Below are 22,563 nucleotides of genomic sequence, written 5' to 3'. Positions count from 1 at the left end.
ATCAGATCCGAACCGCGAACTCGCGTTCGCGCGCCAGGAAGACCCACATGCCGACGACGAGGCAGGCGAACGCCCACAGCGCGCTGAGTCCGAGCAGGCCCTGATCGGGCCACCGTCCGTCGCTGAGGATCTGATGCCACGACTCGAGCATCGGGTACATGGGGTTGATCTTCAGGATCGTCACGATGACGTCGGAGATCCCGCTGGGGATCTCGTCGAAGCGGTAGAGCACAGGCGAGACGTAGAGCCAGATCCTGAGCAGGTACGGCAGGAAGGCGCTCGTGTCCCGGAAGTAGACGGTCAGCGTCCCGAACAGCATGGCGAGGCCGACGTTGAAGACGGTGAGCAAGGCGACGATGAGGGGCAGGCCGAGCATCTGTGGCCCCACGGGTAGGTCCGCGAGGACGTGGAAGACGGCGTACACGAGCAAGGTGGGGATGTACAGCATCAGCGCGGTCAGCACCGACGACAGGGGCAGAAGGGCCCGCGGCATCGTCGTGTTCGTGATGAGGCCCACCCCACCGACGACCGACTTGGCGCCGGTGCCGATCGAGTTGCGCGTGTAGTAGAAGGTGAAAAGGCCTCCGAAGAGGAACGTCAGGAAGCCCAGGCCCCGGGAGGAGCCGCGGATGACCGTGACGAGTAGCCAGTAGACCGATGCGAGCAGCATCGGGTTGAGCAGGACCCACAGCTGACCGAACCACGTGTCGAAGTGCCTGGCTTTCAGGTCGGCTCGTGCCTGGTAGTACAGGAACGCACGACGTCCCCACAGGCGGCGCAGGTACGTGCCCAGCACCGGCAGGCGATGGGTGCCGTGCGGTTCGTAGACATAGACCGGAGCCTGCGTCCTAGCCATCATGGTCGCCTCCCTGAACACCAACCGGCCTCGCAGGCAGCGCGGGACCGGTCACCTCCGCGGTCAGGTCGTCGTAGACGCGCAGCAACTTGTCCGCCTGCGCCCGCCAACCGTACCGCTCGGCGAGGACGCCCCGAAGCTCGGGCGAAGCTCGGTACATCTCCCCGTGCGAGACCAGCTCCTCCACCGTGGCGCCGACCGACCCCGGGTTACCCACGTCGAAGGTGAGACCGAGGCCGTACTGACGGACGAAGCGTCCCATCTCGCGCAGGTCCGTCACCGCGATGGGCAACCCGCCGAAGACGTAGTCGAACAGCTTGTTCGGCAGCGCGAGGTCGTGGTTGAGACAGGTCGGCTCCATCGGATGGATACCGACATCGGCCGTGCTGATGTACGAGGGAAGCGCGGCGGCGGGCACGGGCGGGATCACGTGGAGCCGGTCGTCGAGCCCGACTCGTCGGGCCTCCGCGATCACGGTGTGCAGTTGCGGATCGGTTCCGGGCCCGACGAGCGCGAGATGCCACCGGCCCTGCCCGAGGGCGGGCAGCAGCCGGTCGATCCCCCGCCCCTCCTTGACCGCCCCGACGTACACCGCCAGCGCCTCGTCGGACCCGATCCCGACGTCACGACGCAGGTCCGATGGGGCCACCTCGGAGGGATCGTCGTGAGGAGCGTTGTAGATCACGATCGGTCGTGTCCGGAGTCGGTACCGGCGTTGCATCGCATCGGCGATCCCGTCCGACACCGTGATCACGGCATCGGCCTTCCGGATCCACCGCTGAGCGTGGAGACGCCACAGCCCGCTCTCGAGGCGCTTCCACTTCGTCGTCTGCTCCACGTAGAACTCGTGCGCGTCGTAGATCACACGAGGCCTCGGAAGGTCAGGATGCTGTTCGGACCAGTGCCGAGCGAGGCGGATCGCACCCCTCAAAGGCCCGAGGTCGTGGGCATGCACGACGTCGCACCGTCGCATGATGGCGGGCACCCGCGAGAGCATGCCGGCGTCGTACTCGGCGACCAGGATGCGGCTGCGCACGAGCTTCAAGACCGCTCCCGCGACGGCCCATCGCAACCGCGAGACGATCTCACGCCCGACGATCGCGAGCAGGTGCAGCCAACCGACGACCAACGACAGCAGACCGCGGTCCGTGACCGGCCGGTTGATGATGGCGGCGCGGACGAGGTACCGGGCGTCACGGTGCCGTGACTTCTCACGTACGCGCCGGTCGACGACACGGTCCTTGATCACCCGGCGGTACGACAGGCGGGTGACGGCGTAGTCGCCGCGATCCTCGGAGCTCGGCAGTCCCTCCCCGGCCGTCGCCAGGACGGTCACGTCGTAGCCGGCCGCTCCCAGAGCGGTGGCCTGCTTGTCGACGCGCGTGTCCGCCGTCATCGGGTTGATGACCAGCATGAGCACGCGGGGAGAGAGGTCCGTGACGCTCACCCGCCGACTATCCGTGAGACGCGGCGGGCCCAACGGTGGAGAACCGGGTGGCGCTTGACGAACTCCCGGAAGGTGCGCCGAAGCTGGCGGCGTCTGAGCAGCCGCGAACGCGGCTGTCTCGCCTCGACCGCGGCCTCGAGCTCGACGATGCGGGCGAGCAGGCGGTCCACCGCGAACCTCGTGCTGCCAGTGGTGAACAGCGACAGGCTGCCGACCACCGGATCGACGGACGTCCTCAGGCGCTCGATCTCGTCCTCCAACGCGGCGAGGTTCACCTGCGCGGCCGATCGCGGCCAATCGGGGTACGCGGCGACGACGGGTGCAGAGCGACGTCGGTAGGCGCCGACTAGCAGGGGCGCGACCGTGCGGCGATCGTGGCGGTTCTCCGCCCACGCTCGGACGACCATGCGCAGATCGGCGCGACGGTCGCGGTCTCGGGCCAGGTCGCGCAGGACCTGCTCGAGGGTCGCCGGCTGAGCCTCGACGACGGGTACCCCCGGGTTACGTTCCCGGTTCTGGGGGTGGATGTGCGCGACCGGGATCGCACCGAGCGACATCGCCTCGACCGAGATGAGCCCGTGATCGCCGATGGTGATGCTGTCCACGACGATGTCCGCTCTCTCGAGAGCACCGCGCAGGCTGACCCGATCGAGTCCGTTCAGGGTCTGGTACCGGATCAGGCCCTGCTCCACGAGCGGGGCGACGGCCGTCTCCACGTGGTGGGAGCCCTTGATGCCCCGGTTCGACGGGATGTGCACGACGAGGGGGACGTCGGGCTCGACACGGTCGACGTACGCCCACTCCTGTGTGTCGATGACGTGAGGTACCCAGTCCGCGTCCGGCACGTAGTCGAGCAGCCCAGGAGTCGACACGAACATCGCATCGCAGTAGCGGCGGCAGATCGAGATCCTGCCACGCACCCGGTCCTCATCGACCTCCAGGTCGACATCGTTGAAGTACGAGTCCGGTTCGCGGGTCCGGTGCTCCGACGGGAGTCGGATGTCCGAGCCACGCCAATGCATGAAGACCTTCTTGCCCAGCGAGCGCAGTAGGGGCAGATCCCACAGGTCCGGCAGGACCGCTCCGACGGGATCGAGCAGCGAGCGACCGTACTGGAAGTGGAAGACGTCGAACCGAGTCACGGCCTCGTGCAGGACTTCGAAGCGGAAGGCGGGGTCGGTTCGCAGCCTGACCTTGTCGATGATCCGGTCCGCCGAGAAGCCGTAGGCGACATCGCCGTAGCTCCAGATCTCACCCGCGAAGCCGTGCGGCGCTACGGCGGCGGCGTACTCACTGGCCTGCCCCGAGATGTTGCGGGGCGCGTAGAGCACGCGCGTCACCAAGACGAACTCCGAACCGAGGGATCATCCTCAGGAGGCTCCGAGTCGGTCGTACACATCGAGGAGCCGTCGGGAGTCTACTTCCCACGAGAACTCCTGGCGGACCGCGCCGATGCGTTCGACGTAGGAGGCATGATCGCTCGCCACGCGGTGGAGCGCAGCAAGGAAGGACTCCGCGTCGCCTGGTCGGTACAGAGCACCGAGTCCGTGCGACACCACGACCCGACGGATCTCAGGTAGGTCTGCCGCGACGACCGGGACCCCGACCTGGATCGCGTGGAAGAGCTTGTTCGGGAGTGCTACCCGGTGGTTCAGAGGACCGTCCTCCATCGGCACGACCGCGATGCCGCTGTCGCGGTAGAGCGAGCCCACCTCGTCGACCAGGATCGGCTCGCGGACGTCGACCCCGGCCAGGTCCGCGCCCCGCAGCCACGTTCGATCCACCGGTCCGACCAGGATCAGTCGTAGGTCCATCCGTCGACGCATCGCCGAGACGACCGTCGGAAGGTCCCGGCCGGGACCCAGTCGACCGGCGTAGACAACGCCCGTGGGTGGCGGAACCGGTCGGGGCGCCACCGAAGGGAAGGTGTTGCGCACCACCACCACGTCACGCCACCCGTAGGTGCGGTCGAACCACTCGGCGAGGCCATCGCTCACGGTCAGCACCGCTCGCGCGGCTCCGCCCAGACGCGACTCGAGGGTCCGCTGGCGATACCGCTTCCAGGGTGTAGGACGGCCGTAGCGAGGTCGGCCGGTCCAGCACTCGTGGGCGTCGTAGACCAGCGCCGCCCCGCCGTCGCGCGCCACGGAGGCGGCGACCGGGAGGGTGGGTAGATCGTGCGCGTGCACGACATCGAAGTCCGCCGATGCGGCGACGAGCGCACCGGCGGAACGCCGGAAGGTCATCTCGACCGCCTCGCGGTGGCGAGGGAGCAGCAGCCACCTCGCCAGCCGGCCCGTCGGTCCGAGCCGTCGGGACGATGCCGCAGGGAAGGGCGAGGCCGCGGAGGCGGCCCGCACGGACACGCCGCTAGGTGCATCGTCCCACCCCTTGGCGTTCCGACAGACGATGACGACCTCGTGCCCGGCGGTCGCGAGGGCGGAGGCCTCACGTCGCACCCTCGTGTCGTGAGCGATGTCGCTCAGGACGATCATGAGCACACGCAAGGAGTGGCCTGACAGGTGACGGTTCGCGGTGACGAGGCCCTGGGCGCTCGCTGGCCGTGGCTACGCTACCGGCCCCTTCGCGGAGCCCGATCATTGTCCGTCGTTCCGACGCGGCGTGGTCTCGTGTGGACCATCGCGGGCCTGGCGGGTGCTGTCGTCGCCCTGTGGACCTGGGGCGGTCTCGCACCCATGGATTGGATCCGCTACGTCGGGTTCGAGGCCACCTTCGCCCTCGTTCCGGGGTGGGCGTTGGTGTGGTGGTCGTCCGTAGACCTCCGTGATCCGCTCGGCCGGTTCACCCTCGCTTGGGCCACCGGCACCGTCATGACCGTCGGGGCGACCGCCCTGTCGGCTGCCCTCGGCCATCCCGGTCTCGTATGGGCTTACCCGCCAGCTGCTCTCGCGACGATCGGCCTCCTCCAACGCTTCCGACCTCGCGTTGCGCCATCGCGACACGAGACGCGAGCAGGAACCACCGTCCGAGGTGACAGGTGGTGGCGTGTGACGTTCCTCGTCGCTGGAGGTGCTGCTGCCCTCGTCGCCTTCGATCTCTTCCTCGTCACACCACCGGTCACCCCTGCGAGATCGGTGTCGTACGCGCCCGATCTCGTCTACCACGCGGGGTTGATCAGCGAGGTCTCGCTTCGGTGGCCTCCCCAGGTGCCGCAGCTCGCGGGCGAACCACTCCACTACCACTGGTTCGTGCACGCCTACATGGGTGCCGCAGCCACCGTCACCGGGCTGGATCCCTGGGTGATCCTCACTCGTCTCGCCCCCATCACGCTGACGGTTCTCGCCGCACTGCAGATCTCCGCCACGACGACGCGACTGACCCTCCGCGAGATGTCGGGTCCAGTCGCGGGCGCCCTCCTGTTCCTCGCTGGAGAGATCGACCCCAGCCCCGCGATCGAGTACGTGGCGAACGGAACCCTACGAACGCACCTGTGGTCGAGCCCGACCTTCACGCTCGGACTTGTCCTCGCCGTCCCTCTGCTCGATCGGCTCCGTGGCCCGTGGCGTGGCCGGCAGGGGTCGACCACCGTCCTGCTCCTGATCGGGGCCGCCGGAGCGAAGGCTACGATCCTGCCTGTCCTGCTCGGCGGGCTGGTCTTGTACGCGACCTGGCGTGTCGTGCGGAAGGTCTTCGTCCCTCGTTGGGTACCGATCGCAGCGGCGCTCACGGCGGTCGTGCTCTCAGCCAGCCTGGTGACCCTCTACGGCGGAGGCTCCGGCTCGCTGGTGTTCGATCCTCTCGCGTCGCTCCGTCGCTCGAACCTCCGGCCATTGCTGGTCGATGAGATCACCGGAGCTGGACGACCACTGATCGTCGCGCTCGCTGCTCTGCTGAGCGTGGCGCTGCTCTTGGCTCCAATCTCCGGCGTCCTCGCCCTACGGCGCTGGCCGCTCGCAGCGACCGCCCCTACCGCGTGGCTCGTCGCGGTCGGGGTAGCCGGAGTCGGTGCCTACTACACCTTCGACCACCTCGGGGGGAGCCAGGTCTTCTTCCTGCACTACGGCTACGTCGCGTTGATCATGTTGAGCGCGGCCGGGTTCGTGGGGGCTTGGGGTACGCAACGGCGTCGCCGCATCGGGCTCGCCGCGTCGATATCCGTGGCACTCGTGGCGATCGTCGCCGGTCTCGCGTTCGTCTCGACGGACTGGCGCCCGAGGGATGGCCTGGCCGGCCACCTCTGGGTCGCTGCGGCGTTGATCATCGCCGTGGCCGTGCTCAGGAGCCTCCTCCGACACCACGAGGCGGCGCTCCTGTTGCTCCTCCCAGGGCTCGTAGCGATCGACGCACCGCTGGACGCTGCTCCGACGGTGGCGGCGCTAGCGAGCGCCACCCCCGTGTACAACGAGGCGCAGCCCGACAGACAACGGGGACTCGACGCCGAGCTCCTCGGCGGACTGGAGTGGGTCGCGTCCAACACCGAGGCGACGGACGTAATAGCGGTGAACAACCACCGGACCGAACTCCAGGGAAGGGCGCGCTACTTCTACTACTCCGCTTTCACACGCCGGCGCGTCTTCTTGGAAGCGTGGGATTTCACGGATGAGTACGTCGAGTTGCGGGCGGCGACAGGGCGAGCACGGGTCCAGCCGTTCCCGGTTCGCGCAGCGTTGAACAGCGCAGCCTTCGAGGGACATCGCGAGAGCATCCGCCGTCTGGCGTCGGCAGGCGTGACGCTGTTGGTCGCGGATCTCCGGCACGCGGCTCCACCGCACGCTCTGCGTGAACTGGCAGAGCCCCGGTTCACCAACGGGTCCTTAGAGGTGTTCGCGGTCAGCGATCTGCTGGGGAGCCGTTGACGTCCTCGCCGCCGTGAGACGCGACGATGGCGAGGAACTCGGCGTAGTCACGGATGTAATCGTCCGGGTCGTACCTCTCCGACGCCGCCACGAGCAGCACCGCGTTCGACTCGTACCGGTACTGGGACGCCCACACCAGGGGGGGAACGTGCAGCCCCAGAGCAGGATCGTCCAGCGTCACCTCAGCCCGCTCCTGTCCATCGTCCAGCATGACCTTGATCCGGCCGCTCACGCAGACCAGGAACTGATGACATGCCCGGTGCGCGTGCTCACCGCGCACCTCTTCCGATGGGACGTCGTGGACGATGAACAGACGGCGCGCAGGGAACGGCAGGCCGTTGCCGATCTCCGCAACCGAAAGGCGACCCCGCATGTCCTCCGCGACGCGGAGTCGCATCAACATCGCCCCGCCGACGAGTGGAACTCGGCTCTCGGGTTCCACAGTCGGAACCGATGATCGCACGCTGACGTGGCCACTCGCGTAACCCCGGATGCGTGCGGGGTTCCCGACGACGATGGCGTGCGGAGGGACATCTGCCACGACCACCGCGCCGGCCCCGATCATCGCTCCACGGCCGACGGTGACGCCTGGAAGCAGCGTGGCGTTGGCGCCTACCGAAGCGTTCCGTTCCACCGTCGTCACGGGGTGAGCGTCGAGGTGCCGTCGGCTACGGGGGAAGGGATCGTTCGTGAAGGTCGCGTTCGGTCCGATGAAGACGTCGTCTTCGATCCTGACCCCATCCCACAGCTGGACTCCCGATTTCACGGTCACGCGGTCCCCCACGATCACATCGTTCTCGATGAACACGTGGTCGCAGATGTTGCAGTCGGCACCTATCCGCGCGCCGGGGAGGATGTGTGCGAAGGCCCAGATGCGAGTGCCGCCCCCCACGTGGCGGGACTCGCAGATCGCGTTGGCGTGGATCGACGGGCCCGTCACGATCGAGCCTCGTCGTACCGCCACGTCTCCATGACGACGTACCCGGGGCGACTCTTCGTGTTCTCGAAGGCCCGCCAGACGTACGCGCCGATGATGCCGAGGCCGAGGGAGTTCAACCCCGCGAAGAACAGCACGACCGTGACGGTCGCTGCGTAGCCCGGGACGGGATAGCCGACGGTGAGACGACCGATCACGACTGTGGCGCCGTACAAGGTAGAAGCGGCCACACCGAGGACCCCGATGAGCACGAGGAGACGGATCGGCAGGTCCGAGAAGCCGAAGAGACTGTCTACGAAGTAGGTCACGCGCCGCCTGAAACTCCAGGCGCTCCGACCGTGCACACGGGCGCGACGGACATACGAGACCTCGGCTCGGTTGAACCCGAGCCAGAAGAGCAGGCCGATGAGTGACGAGTTCCTCTCCGGCAGGGCGAGCAGGTGCCGACGGAAACGGTCGTTACAGGCGAACATGTCGACTCCGCCGCGTGGCACCCCAGCATGGACCAGACGCCGGTAGAGCCTCCAGAAGAGACCAGAGGTGAGCCGTGACAGGAGCGGATCGTTGCGCGACTCCCTGGTCCCTACGGCCACATCATGCCCGCCCGAGGACACCGCATCGAGGCAGCGCTCGACCGCTTCGACGGGATCCTGCAGATCCGCCGCCATGGTCGCGAAGTGGTCACCTTCGGCGACCTCGAGCCCGGCGCGTATCGCTTGGAAGCTGCCGAAGTTCCTCGACAGGAGGACCAATTGCGCCGCGAAGGGACAGTCAGGCAGCTGCTCCCGCAGTACCTCGACGCTCCGATCCGGACTGCCATCGACGACGAACACGGCTTCGAGTCCCCGATCGACCCAACCCTGTTGGAGTCGCGTCAGCTCGTCGAGCAGGGTCGGCAACGACGGTTCGTTGGCGTACACAGGAACGATGATCGACGCGAGGCTCACGGCTGCCAACTTCTCACCGCAGCGACAACGACGTCGACATCCTCGGTGCTCATGAAGGGGTGAAGGGGCAGAGATACCGATCTCGCCGCGCGATCTGTTGCTCTCGTCAGTCTTCCCACGACCCGCCATCCTGCCACGTGGCGCAAGGCTGCTTGGTCCGGGATGAGGGTCGGGTAGTGCACCGCGGTCTCGACGCCGGCATCCCGGAGATGTCGCCTGAAGTCATCACGCGAGCGGGCATCGCGAACGAGGATCGGGAACAGGTGCCAGACGCACGTGGCGCCCTCGGGGACATCCAGGAGCTCCAGCGCGGAACCTGTGAGGAGTTCCCGGTACCGGTCGGCGAGCTGCGTTCGCCTGGCGGTCCAGCTGGACAGGCGCGGCAGCATGCACGATCGAAGGATCGCGGCGTGAAGCTCGTCGAGGCGACTGTTCGCCCCGAGGTGGTCGTGTCGGTACTTCGCGGTCTGTCCGTAGTCGCGGAGGGAGCGAACCAGGTCGGCGACGGAGGGATCGCCGGCGACCACGGCGCCCGCGTCGCCCAGGGCACCGAGGTTCTTGGTCGGGTAGAAGCTCACACCGGCCGCAGATCCGACTGTGCCGACCGGGCGCCCTCCGCTGACGGCGCCGATCGCCTGAGCACAGTCCTCCACGACGGTGACGTCGTGCGCGGTCGCGAGACGCTCGACACCGTCAAGGTCGACCGGGCACCCGTAGAGGTGAACCGGGAGCAGGAAGCGGATCCGCTCATCGCGTGAGAGCAGATCAGCACAGCGCTCGAGATCGATCGCGCCGCGCGCGTCGGTATCCACGAACACGGGTACGCCGCCTGCTCTGATGATGGCCAGCGTCGTAGCGAACGCGCTCAAGGGCGTGGTGAGCACGTGATCCCCCGGTCGCAGGCCAGCTGCGCGCAGACCCAGTTCCAGGGCGTCGAGTCCGCTCGCACAGCCCGCCACATGGGCGCGGCCGAACCATCCACTGAGCTCCTGCTCGAACGAGGTCACCTCCGGACCCAGGATGTACCAGCCGCTGTTGCCTACGCGCGCCGTGGCCCGCAGGACATCGTCACCCACGGACCGCCACTGGGCGGCGAGATCGACCATGCGAACGGTCATCCCGATCCTCCGATCTCGGACCAGGGGAGCGTGTGGATCCGCACGGATCACAGGGGGACAACGTTCGCCCGTTCGATGCCGAGTCGGCGGTACGCCCCTCGGGTGTCGAAGACGAACGGCACGGAATCGGCGATACGTGCGAGGTCTATCGAATCGTGATCCGTCAGGATCACTGCCGCTTCGAAGCCCTCGAGAGAAGAGGGATCGGCGACGCCGAAGCCGTGATGCTGGATCCTGGAAGGAGGGACGTGCGGATCGAGAACGCTGATCTCGGCGCCGCGCCGCGCGAGGTGATGGAGAACGTCGAGCGCCGGTGATTCACGATCATCGGAGACGTTGCGCTTGTAGGCGAGGCCGACGGCGAGCACGGCCGTGCCGAAGACGGGTAGCCCGCGGTTGTTCAGTTCATCCCAGATCCGGTGCACGACGTACTCGGGCATCTGCGTGTTGACCTGGTCCGCGAGGTCGATGAACCGGGTGGCGAAGCGCAGCTCGCGAGCCCGCCAGGCCAGGTACTGCGGATCCAACGGGATGCAATGACCTCCCACGCCAGGTCCCGGCCAGAACGGCTGGAACCCGAACGGCTTCGTCGCCGCGGCCTCGATGACCTCCCAGATGTCGATGTCTAGGGCGTGGGCGAGCGAGGCCATCTCGTTCACCAACGCGATGTTCACCGATCGGTACGTGTTCTCGAGAAGTTTCGTCAGCTCCGCGGCGCGTGCGGAGCTCACGACGTGAACGCGATCGACGAGTCGTGCGTACGCGGCGGCGCCGACCTCGCCGGACAACGCGGTCACGCCACCGATGACCTTGGGGATCTGCCCGGTCCGGAGCAGGTTCCCGGGGTCGACACGCTCGGGCGAGAAGCAGACGGCAACGTCCTCGTCGACCCGGAGCCCCGCGGCTTCCACCGCGGGCACGACCATCTCCTCGGTAGTTCCGGGGTACGAGGTGGATTCGAGGGACACGAGCTGGCCGGGACGGGCCACTCGCGTGACGGTCTCGACCGCACGCTCGATGTAGCTCATATCGGGCTGGCGGTTGCGGCCGAGCGGGCTGGGCACACACAGGAACAGGGCATCGGCCTCGGCGAGCCGCGACTCGTCATCGGTGATGTCCAGGCCATCCGCCAGGGCTTGCTTCAGTTCGGCATCCGTGATGTCCTCGACGGGAGACTCGCCCTGGCGTATGCGCTCGACCCGTTCTGCATCGATGTCGAACCCGATGGCGCGCAATCCGCGCCGGCTGGCGGTGACCGCCAAGGGGAGGCCGACGTAGCCGAGACCGACGATCCCGGAGGTCCAGGACTCGGTGCGGAAGAACTCGGTGTGTCCCTGCACGCGCGTAGCTCCGAACGGGTGGGGGGAGTCTCGCACATGCTCGCGCGAGTGAAGGCGAGACGTCTCGGAGGGCGATCCAGGCTGCTGGCTCGACCGTGCTCGACCACAGCCGCTCCGGTGGGTGCCACGCCTCGGTAGCCTCCCCGACGAGGCTGCCCGCTCAGCGCGCACGAGGTCCGCTGGACCTACGGGGAGGTACGCGATGTCGAAGGGCAGGGCCTGGCCTCCGAGCCGGATCGTCGCCGTCGGTTTAGCTGCGGTGATGGTCATCGCCGTGATCGCGGCGCTCGTACCTGGGGAGACCGAGGTCCACCCTGGCCTGGCACCGTTCGAGCGTTCAGGCATCGTCGATCCGAGTGACCTCGCGGCCGCGCAGCTCATCGAGGCCGAGCCGTGGAGTGTCACGAGTTACGTGGTCGTGCCCGGCCAGGATCCCGACCGGCTCCTGGAGATCGATCCCCCGACCGGATGGGCCGCGCCCGCATCACCGGTCGATGAACTGGACCCCCACCTCCCGCATCCCTGGCCAGAGGACTACATCGACCGCTTCGAGCAACCGTTCGCCCCGCACGTCTTCATGAAGAACGCCGCCTCGTTCTGCTCCTGGCTCGAGGAGAACCCTGCCGACCGCGCGTCCATCGAGCGGCTGGCGGCGCTCCTCGTCGAGAGGCTGGAGGCCTACCTCGAACCTTCCATCGGTGGCCAGGTGGTCGTCTACCGGTTCGAGCGGGAGTACCGCTCCGCCGTCCTCGAGCCCGGCTGGGCCAGCGCGTACGCGAACGCTCGTGCCATCCAGGGTCTACTCGTGCTCGCGCGCTGCCTCGGTGAAGACCGGTACCGCGATCTGGCAGCGGACCTCACGGGCCCGTTGACGCGCAGCGACCCCGACGGCCGGCCGAGATCGATCGCGTTCGTCACCCCCGACGGTTACCTGTGGTTCGAGGAGGCTCCACTCGTGGGCCACCCCAGCCCGATGGTGTTGAACGGCCACGTGACGACCGTGTTCGCCCTGTACTACGCCTACGAGTGGGGCCATCCGGCCGCAGACGTCGAGCGGACGCTGCTAGGTGGCATGGCCAGCGTGAAACGCTACGTGGAGTCGTTCCGGCGTCCCGGCGAGGTCAACCGCTACGACCTACTCGATCCGCCAGTTGCTGACTACGGACCCGAACGGACGATCCGTCAACAGCGCGCGCTGCACGAGATCACCGGCGACCCGTTCTTCGAGCACATGGCCGAGCTGTTCGAACAAGACCTCGCGGCCAGTCGTTCGTAGACTCGTCGCAGCGGATCGGAGCCACGTGAAGCGCGCACTGATCACCGGGATCACCGGCCAAGATGGCAGCTATCTCACCGAGTTGCTGCTGTCGAAGGGGTACGAGGTGCACGGGCTCATCCGGCGCGCATCGAGCTTCAACACCGAGCGCATCGACCACCTCTACCAGGACCCCCACGAGGAGGACGTGCGCCTCTTCCTGCACTACGGGGATCTGACGGACGGCTCCCAGCTCGCGCGGCTGATCCGCACCAAGGAGCCGGACGAGATCTACAACCTCGCCGCTCAGTCGCACGTCGCCGTCAGCTTCCAGCAGCCCGAGTACACCGGCGATGTCGACGGACTCGGCACCGTCCGGTTGCTCGAGGCGATCCGCGAGGCGGGTGTCGAGACACGGCTCTACCAGGCGGGCACCTCCGAGATGTTCGGGGCGTCGCCGCCGCCCCAGAACGAGGACACGCCGTTCCATCCCCGCTCGCCGTACGCCGCGGCGAAGCTCTACGCGTACTGGATGACCCGCAACTACCGGGAGGCCTACGGCCTCTTCGCGGTCACCGGCATCCTGTTCAACCATGAGGGACCACGTCGCGGAGAGACGTTCGTGACGCGGAAGGTGACCCGGGCGGTCGCGGACATCGTGGCGGGGAACCAGCAGAGGGTGTACCTCGGCAACCTCGACGCTGAGCGGGACTGGGGGCACGCGCGCGACTTCGTCGAGGCGATGTGGATGATGCTCCAGCAGGACGAGCCTCGTGACTACGTCATCGGCACCGGGACGTCGCAGACCGTGCGGGACCTGTGTCGTGTCGCGTTCCAGCACGTGGGCCTCGACTGGGAGCGGTTCGTCGAGATCGACCCGAAGTACTACCGGCCGACCGAGGTGGAGAAGCTCCGGGCCGACCCCGGCAAGGCGGAGGCCGAACTCGGCTGGAAGCCGAAGGTGGCCTTCGAGGAGCTCATCCACGAGATGGTCGAGTCCGACCTCGCCGGCCGTGACCTATCGATCGACGGAGCGCGCGCCATCGTCGCCGAGCGGTTCGACGGAGACCAGCGTGCCTGACCCCGTCTACGACCTCAGCGGCAAGCGCGTCTGGGTGGCGGGCCATCGGGGGCTCGTCGGGTCCGCGGTGGTGCGGAGGCTCGCCGACGAACCCATCAGCGACCTCATCACCGCGACCTCGGCGGAGCTCGATCTGACCCGCCAGGAGCCGACCGAACGGTTCGTGGCGGACACGCGCCCCGACGTGCTCGTCCTCGCCGCCGCGAAGGTCGGTGGTATCCACGCCAACCGGTCGGCGCAGGGTGAGTTCCTCTACGACAACCTTGTTATCGCGGCGAACACGATCGAGGTGGCGCGGGTCAACGGGGTCGAGAAGATCGTCAACCTCGGGTCGTCGTGCATCTACCCCCGCGAGGCCCCGCAGCCCATGAAGGAGGAGCACCTCCTCACCGGGCCGCTCGAGGCGACGAACGAGGGCTACGCGATCGCCAAGATCGCGGCGCTCGAGCTGACGAAGATGTACCGGCGGCAGTACGGCCTCGACGCCATCAGCCTGATGCCGACCAACCTGTACGGGCCCGGCGACAACTTCGACCTCGAGACCAGCCACGTCCTGCCCGCGCTGCTGCGCAAGGTCCACGAGGCCAAGGTGGCCGGGGACGACACCGTGACGCTCTGGGGAACCGGCACCCCCCGTCGCGAGTTCCTCCACGTCGACGACCTGGCAGACGCCACCGTCTTTGCGCTGCGGCACTACGCCGGCGAGGAGCACCTCAACGTCGGCGTGGGCGAGGACATCTCGATCCGCGAGCTCGCCGACCTCATCGCCGAGGTGGTCGGCTGGGACGGCGAGTTCGTCCACGACACGTCGATGCCGGACGGCACGCCCCGCAAGCTCCTCGACGTGTCACGGCTGCACGGACTCGGGTGGCGAGAGTCCATCGGCCTCCGCGAGGGGATCGAGGGCACCTACGCGTGGTACCTCGAGCACGTCGACGAGGCTCGCGGTGTCGCCTGATCGTCAGGGTTGGCCGTGGAACCAGGCGACGGTCCGTTCCAGGCCCTCACGTAGCGACACCTGCGCCTTCCAACCCAGCTCGCGCTCGGCGACCGTCGTGTCGGGACGGCGCACCTCGGGATCGTCGACGGGGCGCTCGACGTAGGTGATGGTCGATGAGGAGCCCGCGACGTCCACGACCGTCTCCGCCAGTTCGCGGATCGTGACCTCGTCGGCGTTGCCGATGTTGACCGGATCCGTGTAGTCGGAGACGAGCAGACGCAGCAGGGCCTCGATGGTGTCGTCGACGTACGCGAGGGACCGGGTCTGCGACCCGTCGCCGTGGACGGTGAGCGGTTCGCCGGCGAGCGCCTGCTTGATGAAAGTCGGGACGGCCCGCCCGTCGTCACGCCGGATCTGCGGTCCGAACGTGTTGAAGATGCGGGCGACGCGGACGTCCACACCGTGGGCGCGGTGGTAGGCGTAGGTGAGAGCCTCCGCGAACCGTTTCGCCTCGTCGTACACGCCCCGCGGTCCGATCGGGTTGACGTGGCCCCAGTACGTCTCGGGCTGAGGGTGGACCTGCGGGTCACCGTAGACCTCGCTGGTCGAGGCCAGCAGCACCCGCGCACCCTTGTCCTTCGCCAGCCCGAGGACCTTGTGCGTGCCGAGCGCCCCGACCTTCAGCGTCTGGATGGGCAAGCGCAGGTAGTCGATCGGCGAGGCCGGTGACGCGAAGTGCAGGACGAAGTCGACGTCTCCTGGGACGTGGAGGTAGTTCGTGACGTCGTGGTCGAGGAACACGAACCCGGCCCGTCCGAACAGGTGCTCGATGTTGTCGACGTTGCCGGTGATGAGGTTGTCGATCGCGGTCACGCGCGCCCCAGCCTCCACGAGGTTGCGACACAGGTGGGAGCCGAGGAAGCCGGCCGCACCGGTGACCACGGCGTGGCGCCCGGAGACGTGGCTGGCGAGGTCGAAGCTCACGCCGGATCGCGTCCGGGGACGGGTCGGCCGATGCTGTGGTACGCCAACCCCGCCGCGACCATCGCAGCCGGATCGAACACGTTGCGCCCGTCGATGAGCACCGGGTAGGCGAGCGCCGCGACGAGATCGTGCGGTTCGAGCTGACGGATCTCGTCCCACTCGGTGCAGACGACCACCGCGTGCGCCCCGGTGCAGGCCGCCACAGGTTCCTCGAACACCTCGACGTCCGGCAGGACCTCCTTCACGCCGGACGTGGCCACCGGATCGTAGATCCGAACATCGGCCCCAGCCTCGAGGAGACGATGCGCGAGGTCGATCGCGGGAGCGTTGCGCAGGTCATCGGTGCCAGGCTTGAACGCCGCCCCGAGCAGGGTCACCGTCTTGCCCTCGAGGTGCCACAGCTCGCTGGCCAGCAGGTGCATGACGTGGTCGAGCTGTCCGAGGTTGATCGCGCGGACCTCCTCGAGCAGCTTGAACTCGTAACCCACGCTGCTGGCCAGGTGAACGAACGCATCGACATCCTTCGGGAAACAGTTGTGGGTGACCAGACCGCCCGTCGTCACGATCGTGTGCGCATCGGGTACCTCGAGGGAGTACACGAGACCATCGAAGTGCTCCCGGCGCGTCTCCGTGACGCGGACCCATGTGCTGCCATCACCCAACCATCGGTGACCCGTCGGAGCGATCCGCTTGCTCTGGCGGCCGATGTTCGCCTGGATCTCGGCGGCTTCGCCCGGCGGGAACAGCCATAGCGCCGCCTCGATCTGATCGGCGCCACTGAGCCGGATCCAGTACGTGTCGACGGTGGACTTCGCGGTCCGCCCGACGCGCAGGCTCGCGACGAAGCCGAGATCGCTGAGGAGACGAAGGATGCCGTCCGCCAGCATCGGTGACACGGTCCCGTACTCGAGGATGACGCTCGGCCCATCGTTGACCAGCGACCAGCTGCCGTCTCCGTCCCAGAGGCCGCGCAGCAACGCGCGCTTGTGCTCGTAGGGCGCGTCCCAGATGAGGTCCGGCACCCGCTTCGTGTACGCATCAGCGCCCAGCTCCAGGACGTCGATGAACCAAGACGCCAGCAACCTCGATGAGATCGACACGTTCGCCGCCGTAGGGGCGCGGTAGTTCGAGACCTTCACACCCTGCTGCTCCCAGTAGGCGTGCACGAACTCGACCAGGTCTCCCTCGTCGGTGGGGTGGAACGACCAGCTCACACGCATCCGGCGACCATCGGTGGAGACGTGACCCTCTGCGAGGAACAGGCCGATCATGCGCCAGAAGTCCTCATCAAGCGGTACCAGATCCGGAACGTAGGTGCCGTTCGTGGCCGTGCCGTACGTCCCGCCTGGCGGCAGGTGGCCGAGTCCGCGCGACTCATCGAGTCGGATCGTCCCGTTGCGGAGGACGTCGTACCGTCGAGGTGTGGGGATGGCCGCAGCACGTTCGCGTACCTCGTCGACCTGGGCGGGATCCAGTCGTTGGATCACGTCACCCTCCGACACCTTCCCTGCGCCGACGGCTGCGAGAGTGCTCACCGCCACCGGGTCCGGGAAGTCCGGCGTCTGCCTCCCGCAGGCGAGGGGCAGCCAGTCGGTGGTCGTCAACTCCTCCGCGAGCTTCACGGTGGTCGCCACTGTCGCCCCGTCGCCAACCACGAAGGGGTGGTCCGTCGTACAACGGAGTCGGCGCCCCGTCTTCGTCCGTACCTCGATGAGATCACTCTGGTAGGGACGAGCTGTGGCTGCACCCACTGGCAGGTACTCCGGTCGACGGCGCTCCGGGTGCCACGCGAGCACCTCCCACCCGTCCAGACCATGCTCGGTGACGTGCGCCCAGAAGTCCGCGATCGTCATGTGGCGGGGTGCCCCATCACGGCGCACGAGGACGGTCTCCTCGCCGACGAGGCAACTCCCGCCCCAACCAAGGCCCGCGTGGAGGAACGACCGACCGATGCGGTGGTCGTAGCCCATGCCATCGGCGACCGCCTCGACGTCAGCGCCGACCGCATCGCAGATGTGGGCAACCGCGTTGATGAAGGAGATCTTCATCGCGAGGAAGCCGTTCGAAGCGTGCTTGATGAGTTCCGCGGTCTGCAGGTCGGTCTGGATGACGGGGACGTCGTGCTCGGCGAGGAGCGGCTCGTAGATGGCCCGCACGACCTCGCCGGCACGCTCACTGCCCGCCCCGATGACGATGCGGTCGGGGTAGAGCGTGTCCTCGACCGCCGAGCCCTCGCGGAGGAACTCGGGGTTGGACGCGACCTCGACGTGGACCTCGTGACCGGCCCGGGCCTGCTCGCGCGCGATGACTTGCTGAAGGCGGACACCCGTGTTGGCCGGGACGGTGGACTTCTCGATCAGCACCAGCGAGTCGGTAGCGTGGACGGCGGCCTCACGACCGACGCGCTCGACGTAGCTCAGGTTCGGCGCCCCCCCGGGCAGCGAGGGTGTGCCGACGCACACGAACGCTGCCGCGGCGCCGTCGAGGGCCGCGGTCAGGTCGTCGGTGAAGGTCAGCCGCCCTTCAGCGACACCCTCGTCGACGAGCTCGGCGAGCCCCGGCTCGTGGAACGGCATCGTGCCGGATCGCAACGTCTCGATCTTGGCGCTGTCGTCGTCCATGCCGACCACATCGTGCCCCCACCTGGCGAGGCAGGCGGCGCTGACGAGGCCGACGTGGCCGACACCGATCACGGCGACGCGCATACGTCCTCCGGACTGACGGGGAGAGGGAGGAACCTTACCGGGCGTGAGGTGTCCGCTCACCCGTCACAGCTCAGCCCTCGGGCTCGAACGGAGGCGCCACGTCCGGGTCGAGAGTGACCGGCACCGCCCCGTGGTTGTCGCGGTGGGTGTCGACGTAGCCCTCGGGCACGCTCTCGCCCGGCGAGGGCTCGTGGACGAGGCCCTGGGGGGTCTCGTCGGTGGTGGCGAACGCGGCGTCGAGGTCGCCGGTCGAGAGGAACTCGACGACATCGAACCCGAGCTCGCCGGGATCGACGGTGCCGGTCACGTTCCACAGGTAGGTTCCATCCGGTCGTGTGGCGGTGAGGTCGCGATCCTCACCCACGACCGCGTTCCCGCCGGCGTCGAGGACGGGGCGGACCCGCGGCCGCGCCGTGTGGTGATCGTCGACGTAGTCGACCACGAGCGCGACCTCGCCGCTGTCGAGGCGGACGAGCGAGCCGATCGGGAACACCCCGAGGACACCGATGAACACGTTCACCATGCGCGGGTCGAAGCCCTTGCCGGCCGCGGACTCCAGGATGCTCAGAGCCTGCTGACGTCCCGCCGCGGCCCGGTACGCGCGTTTGGAGGTGACGGCGTCGAAGCAGTCGGCGACCGAGACGAGTCGCGCCGGTATGGATGGATGGGGCCGCCCCGTGAGGCTGGGGTAGCCCTTGAGGTCGTAGGCTGCGTGATGCTCGAGCACGACCGCGGCGGCGGGGTGGTAGAGCCCCTCGGTCGTGGAGAACAGCAGCCCCGCGCCTTCGATCGGGTGGCGCTGGATCAGGCGCCACTGTTCCTCGTCGAGCTTGCCGACGTGCGTGAGGATCTCGCTGGGGACGTTGACCTTCCCGACGTCGTGCAACAGCCCGCCGATCCCGAGCGCGACGACCTGCTCGCGGTGCAGACCGACGGCGTTGCCCAACGCGACCGACAGCATGCACACGTTGATCATGTGGTAGTAGGTGTACTCGTCGTACGACTTCACGGTCGTGAGCAACAGCGCGTTGGTGGGGTCGCGGACGACCTCGTCGGCCAGCCGCTCGACCAGTGACACCGCGGTTCCGAGGTCGACCGCGTCGCCGGATGCGACCCGCACCGCCGCCTGACGCAGGACCTCCAGCCCCTCGCCGTACAGAGCACGCAGCTCCTGCAACTGCAGCTGCTGCTCGGCTACCACGTCGAGGGTCGGCTTCACCCGGTTGATGCGCAGGCCGCCGTGCAGCTGGTCAGCGGGTCGATCACCCTCGAGCATCTGGATCAGGGCGAGGACGTCGTCCTCGTCCACGCCCGGCAGGATCTCGACCGCGAAGATCCCGGCGTCCTCGAAGCGCTTCACGAGGTCGGCGGACGCGAGCGATTCGCGCGCGAGGAGCGTGGGACCCAGGTACAGGCTGCGGCGCGCGACGAAGAGCACCGGTTCATCGACGCTGTCGAGCAACTTCCGCATGTGGTCACGCAGCTGGCGCACGACGGCTGTTCGCTCGGGGTGCCCACCGGGATAGAGCGCGAAGGTCTGGCGCGCTGACGACAGTGCCCGCAGGAGCGGACGGACCGCCTTGAGCGCCGCGAGACCAGGGGCCGGCACACGGGTCACGGTCGACGCTCCCGACGCCGCGCGAGCCTTCGCGCGAGGCGCCGCAGCGACCACGGCAAGCGCGGACGGCTCGAGCGTGCTCCGAGCGTCCGCAGTGTGACGGTCACCTCCGGATCGCGGGACACCGCGAGCGCCTCGAGCGCCCGCCGGCGCGTCTCCATCGCATCGGCGTTGCGCGCCAACTGCACCAGCGCCGCCGTCGCCGCCGGCGCACGCATCGCGGCGAGTGCGCCGACCGCCGCCTTGGCGACGCCGCCGTCGTCGTCGGCGCCCAGCCGCGCGAGATAGGGAACCGCGTCGACGCCCGCGCTGCCGACGAGGCTGCGCACGACCTCACGGCGCACCGTCGAGTCGGGATGGCTGGCCGCCTTCACCAAGGCGCTGAGTGCCCCTTCCCCCCCTATGCGGCCGAGGATCGTCACGGCGTTGCGCACGACGTACCAGCGGTTGTCATCGAGCCGCTCGGCCACGAGATCGGCGTGGCCCTCGCCGAGCTCGGTCACCATGCCCAGCATGACGGCGCGGCGACCGCGGTCCACCTCCGCCGCCAGGGCATCGAGCAGACCGTCGACGGCGACGGTGTCGAAGATCGCCAACAGCGAGCGGACCTGATCGACATCGCCGTCCTCACGGGCCCACTGGGCCATGTCCGCGACCAGCTCAGGGTCGAGCACGCCCTTGAGGGCCGTGCGCACGGCCCGCTGCTTGTCGGGTCCCACGTCCGCGGTCACGACCGCGTCGACGAACCTCGACACTCCCGCCACGTCCCGCTGCGAGAGCACATCACGCAGGGCCGTGCGCCAACTCTCGAGCGCCCCGTCGAAGAGCGGCCCGGGATCGAGGACCTGCAGGTAATCGCGGAACGCGGTGAGCGCGACCGCGTTCTGCTCCTCGAAGCTCTCGGGGAAGACGGCTCGGATCGCGGCGGCGTTCGGGGCGTAGCCCGCGGCGACTCGCTGCGAGACCAGGTCCGCGACGGCCGGTCGCACATCGTTGGCAGCGGAAGCCGCGGTGACCGTGGCGAGGGTCGGACCCTCGCCCTCGTCCAGCCCCGCAGGTTCGCGCTGTCCGAACATCGCGTCGACGAGATCGACGAACGTGCTCTGCCGCCCGACCACCTGCTGGAGGCGGCGCGCGAGATCGGTCGGGTCAGCCCCTCCCTGAGCCACCAACTCCAGCAGATCGGTCAGGTCAGAGTCGGTGAGGTGGCTGAGGAAGCGCTCCGCGAGAGCGTCGGACCCCGCCCGCATCATCGCGAGCGCGGCGAACTCACGCCTCAGCTCGTCGGGGAGTGCCGAGACGACCCGTTCCACCGCATCCACGAACTCGGCGCTCCTGCCGAGCGTGTCGGGCAGTTCGGCTTCGATCCGCTTGAGACGCCGGTAGACCTGATCGGCCTTCGTCGCGGTGGAGCCCTCGAACCCCTCGAGCACGGCCGAGACGAGCTCGTCGGGCTGCAGCATCTCGTCCCACAGCGCGAGCTGCTCGGGCCCCAGCAGGTCGAGCGACAACGCCCCGGCGTCACCCGGCCGTGGCGCGACCACTCCGACGCTGACGGAGGCGATGCCGCGTGCCCGGGTGAGCGCCTCGGCGCCTCCGGGTGCTGCGACGACGTCCTCCTCCGGCAGCGAGAGGACCTCGAAGAGGCCATCGAGCTCCTCGACGGTCGGCACCGCTCTCAGGTGCAGGTGCTCGATCCCACGGACGTAGGCCGCATCGGCTAGGCGCGCGACGTGATCGTCCTCCAGGATCTCGCCGTCGGCCGTCTGGAAGTGACCCGCACGCAGATCGAAGTGGACGACCCGAGCGGCGAGGGCGGTCTCGGCCGCTTCACGGATCCGCTCGCTCGCGGCTACGAACGCCGGTTGCTCGACCTCACCGGGGTAGAGACGGTACGTGGACAGACCGAGGGCGAGCTGGCGCAGCAGGTCGAACCCCACGCGCTCTGGTCGACGCCGGGCCAACGTCCCACCTCCCACGGAACGCGGCCACGCTACCGCTCGCCCCCCCGCGCGAGCGCTCCGTCACGAACCGGCGCCCCGAACCTCAGGTCCGACAGGATCGTGTCGAAGGTGGCTCGCCAGCGTTCGAAACGCTCGACCCCGTCCGTCTGGTCCACCGTCGGCGTCGGCTGGAAGAGCACCACGATCCCCTTGGAAGGGATCACCACCACCATCTCCCGGGTCGGCACCTGCTGCTCGGACTGGTCGATGACGAGCCGCGTGGCGGGGACCCCGCCGACCTCGATGGCCTCATCCTCGAGGATCGCCCAGCCCTGATCCGACGCAAGCTCACGCCAGTCATCGGGCGTCGTCGAGGGCTCGTAGGTGAAGAACGCCCCGACGACTCCGGGGCCTGGTTCCTCGCCGGTACCCAGCGGGGCGTCGGTGAGGGCGAAGTGGGTCGCCGCCTCCTCGTGGACCACCCAACCGTCCGGAGCGGTGATGCGCGCGTCACGCCAACGGTGCTCGCCTCCGTCGTCCGAGCAGGCCGCGAAGGCGATCACAACCGGGATCGC

At 68.4% G+C, this 22,563-nt stretch carries 16 protein-coding genes; 4 read left to right on the top strand and 12 right to left on the bottom strand.

Features of this window, described 5'->3' with window-relative positions:
• Window position 1: 1 nt before the first annotated feature.
• The 4 genes from KY469_02615 to KY469_02600 are packed head-to-tail and all read right to left on the bottom strand — an operon-like array spanning window position 2 to window position 4,798.
• On the bottom strand, window positions 2-859 hold the full coding sequence (locus tag KY469_02615; protein MBW3661966.1) for an ABC transporter permease: 858 nt from the start codon (window positions 857-859) through the stop codon (window positions 2-4).
• Complete coding sequence (locus tag KY469_02610; protein ID MBW3661965.1) at window positions 849-2,303, bottom strand: glycosyltransferase; 1,455 nt, start codon at window positions 2,301-2,303, stop codon at window positions 849-851. The genes KY469_02615 and KY469_02610 overlap by 11 nt, the downstream gene beginning before the upstream one ends.
• Window positions 2,300-3,643 carry a hypothetical protein gene (locus KY469_02605; GenBank protein MBW3661964.1) on the bottom strand — a complete coding sequence of 448 codons (1,344 nt, stop codon included), beginning with the start codon at window positions 3,641-3,643 and terminating at the stop codon, window positions 2,300-2,302. Before KY469_02605 ends, KY469_02610 begins: the two co-directional genes overlap by 4 nt.
• Before the next feature lie 30 nt (window positions 3,644-3,673).
• Window positions 3,674-4,798: a glycosyltransferase gene (locus KY469_02600; protein ID MBW3661963.1), complete on the bottom strand. Its 1,125-nt coding sequence runs from the start codon at window positions 4,796-4,798 to the stop codon at window positions 3,674-3,676.
• Window positions 4,799-4,903: 105 nt separating this feature from the next.
• Here KY469_02600 and KY469_02595 point away from each other — a divergent pair, with 105 nt between their 5' ends.
• The gene (locus KY469_02595) at window positions 4,904-7,120 is read left to right on the top strand and encodes a hypothetical protein (GenBank protein MBW3661962.1); all 2,217 of its coding nucleotides are present in this window, start codon (window positions 4,904-4,906) and stop codon (window positions 7,118-7,120) included.
• On the opposite strand, the gene KY469_02590 is transcribed toward KY469_02595, so the two are convergent.
• The 3 genes from KY469_02590 to KY469_02580 all read right to left on the bottom strand — a co-directional run bounded on the left by KY469_02590 (window position 7,095) and on the right by KY469_02580 (window position 11,732).
• Window positions 7,095-8,060 (bottom strand): WxcM-like domain-containing protein, encoded by a 966-nt coding sequence (locus KY469_02590; GenBank protein MBW3661961.1) that lies wholly within the window; start codon window positions 8,058-8,060, stop codon window positions 7,095-7,097. The genes KY469_02595 and KY469_02590 overlap by 26 nt on opposite strands.
• On the bottom strand, window positions 8,057-9,133 hold the full coding sequence (locus tag KY469_02585) for a glycosyltransferase family 2 protein (protein MBW3661960.1): 1,077 nt from the start codon (window positions 9,131-9,133) through the stop codon (window positions 8,057-8,059). Before KY469_02585 ends, KY469_02590 begins: the two co-directional genes overlap by 4 nt.
• A 1,036-nt stretch (window positions 9,134-10,169) precedes the next feature.
• Window positions 10,170-11,732: a nucleotide sugar dehydrogenase gene (locus KY469_02580; protein ID MBW3661959.1), complete on the bottom strand. Its 1,563-nt coding sequence runs from the start codon at window positions 11,730-11,732 to the stop codon at window positions 10,170-10,172.
• Here KY469_02580 and KY469_02575 point away from each other — a divergent pair.
• Genes KY469_02575 through KY469_02565 form a run of 3 tightly spaced genes read left to right on the top strand, consistent with a single transcriptional unit; the run spans window position 11,725 to window position 14,756 of the window.
• Window positions 11,725-12,738 (top strand): hypothetical protein, encoded by a 1,014-nt coding sequence (locus tag KY469_02575; GenBank protein MBW3661958.1) that lies wholly within the window; start codon window positions 11,725-11,727, stop codon window positions 12,736-12,738. The genes KY469_02580 and KY469_02575 overlap by 8 nt on opposite strands.
• A gap of 25 nt (window positions 12,739-12,763) precedes the next feature.
• Window positions 12,764-13,798, top strand: coding sequence for a GDP-mannose 4,6-dehydratase (gmd, locus tag KY469_02570; GenBank protein ID MBW3661957.1), 1,035 nt, complete (start codon window positions 12,764-12,766; stop codon window positions 13,796-13,798).
• Window positions 13,791-14,756, top strand: coding sequence for a GDP-L-fucose synthase (locus tag KY469_02565; GenBank protein MBW3661956.1), 966 nt, complete (start codon window positions 13,791-13,793; stop codon window positions 14,754-14,756). Before gmd ends, KY469_02565 begins: the two co-directional genes overlap by 8 nt.
• A gap of 3 nt (window positions 14,757-14,759) precedes the next feature.
• Here the strand turns inward: KY469_02565 and KY469_02560 are convergent, their stop codons facing one another.
• The 5 genes from KY469_02560 to KY469_02540 all read right to left on the bottom strand — a co-directional run bounded on the left by KY469_02560 (window position 14,760) and on the right by KY469_02540 (window position 22,551).
• Complete coding sequence (locus KY469_02560; protein MBW3661955.1) at window positions 14,760-15,722, bottom strand: SDR family oxidoreductase; 963 nt, start codon at window positions 15,720-15,722, stop codon at window positions 14,760-14,762.
• The gene (locus KY469_02555; protein MBW3661954.1) at window positions 15,719-18,427 is read right to left on the bottom strand and encodes a nucleotide sugar dehydrogenase; all 2,709 of its coding nucleotides are present in this window, start codon (window positions 18,425-18,427) and stop codon (window positions 15,719-15,721) included. Before KY469_02555 ends, KY469_02560 begins: the two co-directional genes overlap by 4 nt.
• A 70-nt stretch (window positions 18,428-18,497) precedes the next feature.
• Window positions 18,498-20,045, bottom strand: coding sequence for an HD-GYP domain-containing protein (locus KY469_02550; GenBank protein ID MBW3661953.1), 1,548 nt, complete (start codon window positions 20,043-20,045; stop codon window positions 18,498-18,500).
• On the bottom strand, window positions 20,042-21,985 hold the full coding sequence (locus KY469_02545; protein MBW3661952.1) for a HEAT repeat domain-containing protein: 1,944 nt from the start codon (window positions 21,983-21,985) through the stop codon (window positions 20,042-20,044). The genes KY469_02550 and KY469_02545 overlap by 4 nt, the downstream gene beginning before the upstream one ends.
• Window positions 21,986-22,038: 53 nt before the next feature.
• Complete coding sequence (locus tag KY469_02540) at window positions 22,039-22,551, bottom strand: hypothetical protein (GenBank protein MBW3661951.1); 513 nt, start codon at window positions 22,549-22,551, stop codon at window positions 22,039-22,041.
• Between the last annotated feature and the right edge of the window lie 12 nt (window positions 22,552-22,563).

This window comes from Actinomycetota bacterium (assembly GCA_019347575.1).
Classification (GTDB): Bacteria; Actinomycetota; Nitriliruptoria; order Nitriliruptorales; family Nitriliruptoraceae; genus JAHWKY01.
This window is presented reverse-complemented; position numbering and strand designations above follow the sequence as displayed.